The 1,837-nt window shown below is 66.6% G+C and carries 2 protein-coding genes and 1 pseudogene; all 3 read right to left on the bottom strand.

Annotated features, from left to right (window positions below; all coding sequences use genetic code 11):
* Positions 1-313 (bottom strand): annotated as a pseudogene (gene gudD, locus IB278_RS33505) (glucarate dehydratase); the annotation flags it as partial.
* Positions 314-357: 44 nt separating this feature from the next.
* The gene (locus tag IB278_RS33510; RefSeq protein ID WP_192328805.1) at positions 358-1,320 is read right to left on the bottom strand and encodes a Bug family tripartite tricarboxylate transporter substrate binding protein; all 963 of its coding nucleotides are present in this window, start codon (positions 1,318-1,320) and stop codon (positions 358-360) included.
* A 29-nt stretch (positions 1,321-1,349) separates the two neighbouring features.
* Positions 1,350-1,837 (bottom strand): dihydrodipicolinate synthase family protein (locus tag IB278_RS33515; RefSeq protein ID WP_192328808.1); only part of this gene is annotated, 488 nt, incomplete at its 5' end.

Here is a 1,837-nt window from a genome sequence, read left to right on the forward strand (position 1 = left end):
GGCCTGCGCTGTCGCGGTTGGCAAAGGCGCTGCGCAGGCTGTTGAGCACGGCGTTGTGGCGGCCGATGGGCTGGCCCACGATGAGGCCGCGCGCATCTTCGAGGGTCTGGCGGATCTTCTCGCCGCCGGGCACTTCGCCCACGCCGGTGTGGCCCGCGCTGTCGGTCAGGATCAGCAGGTTGCGCGTGAAGAACGGGCCGTGCGCGCCGCTCAGGTTCATGAGCATGCTGTCGTGGCCTGCGACGGGCACCACGCGCATGGCGGTGACGACGGGGCTGGAGAACGAAAGAGAGGAGGACTGAAGTGTCGTCATGGGCTCAGTGAAGGAGAAGGGTCCGCGGCGCGGACCCGTGGCTGTCAATCGGCGGTGATCTTGCGTGTCTCGATGAGCGTCTTCCAGCGGGTCCACTCGCGGGCCTGGAAGGCGGTGAACTCGGCGGGCGTGCTGGCGACGATCTCGAGGCCCTGCTCCACCATGCGCTTCTTCACCTCCGGGTCGTTGATGGCGGCAATGGCGGCCGCGGCCAGCTTCTCCTTGACGGCCGGCGGCAGGCCCTTCGGCGCCGCGAGACCTTGCCAGGAATAGACCTCGGCCCCCTTCACACCGGCCTCGGCCAGCGTCGGCACATTGGGCAGGACCGGGGAACGCTTGTCGCCCGTCACGGCGATGGCGTGGAGCTTGCCGGCCTTGATGTGCTGGAGCACGGCATTGACGTTCTGGAACGAGAAGTTCACCTGGTTGCCCAGCAGGTCATTGATCGCAGGTGCGCCGCCCTTGTAGGGAATGTGGAGTCCCTCGGTCTGGGTCTGCTGCCAGAAGACCTCGGCAGACAGGTGGTCCGACGACCCGTTGCCCGAGCTCGCGAAGCTCACCTTGCCCGGGTTCGCCTTCAGCTCGGCAATCACTTCGGCCACGGTGCGCGCCTTCTGGCCGGGGCTGGCGACCAGCACGTTCGGCGCCTGGACCGGGACGCTGATGTAGTCGAAATCCTTGGTCGCGTCGTAGGGCACGCTCTTCTGCAGATGCGGCGTCACGACGAAGGCACCGAGCGAGGAGACCAGCAGGGTGTAGCCATCCGGCGCCGCGCGCTTCACGAAACCGGCGCCGATCGTGCCCGTGGCGCCCGGCTTGTTGTCGACGAGGAAGGTCTGTCCCAACTTGGTCTGCATCTGCAAGGCCATCGCGCGCGCCACCATGTCGGTCGATCCGCCCGCCGGGAATGGCACGACGATGGTCACGGGCTTTTCGGGCCAGTTCGTCGCTTGCGCGAAAGCGGCCATCGAAACCGAGCAGGCCAATGCAATCAAGAGTTTTTTCATGATGTCTCCGTTGGACGAATGGAAGGGAGTTACTGCGGGCCGAGCGCGTCGATCAGCACCTTGAGCTGTTCCATCTCGGCGGGCTTGAGGTCCGTGAGCGGTGCGCGCACCGGGCCGGCGTCGTGGCCGACGATCTTCGCGCCGGCCTTGACGATGCTCACCGCATAGCCCGGCACGCGGTTGCGCAGTTCCAGGTAGGGCATGAAGAAGTTCTTCAGCAGGCGGTGCTGCGTGGGCAGGTCGTCGGCGGCAACGGCCTGGTAGAAATCCATCGCGGTCTTCGGGATGAAGTTGAAGACGGCCGACGAATACACCGGCGTGCCCAGCGCCTTGTAGGCCGCGGCATAGACCTCGGCCGTGGGCAGCCCGCCCAGGTAGGCGAAGCGGTCGCCCATCTTCTGGTAGATGGCCACCATGGCCTCGATGTCGCCCACGCCGTCCTTGAAGCCCACGAGGTTCGGGTTGCGCTCGGCCAGCGCGGCCAGCGTCTCGGGCTTGAGGCGGCTGGTGGCGCGGT

Origin of the sequence: Variovorax sp. VRV01 (assembly GCF_014852545.1) — a bacterium.
Lineage (GTDB): Bacteria > Pseudomonadota > Gammaproteobacteria > Burkholderiales > Burkholderiaceae_C > Variovorax > Variovorax beijingensis_A.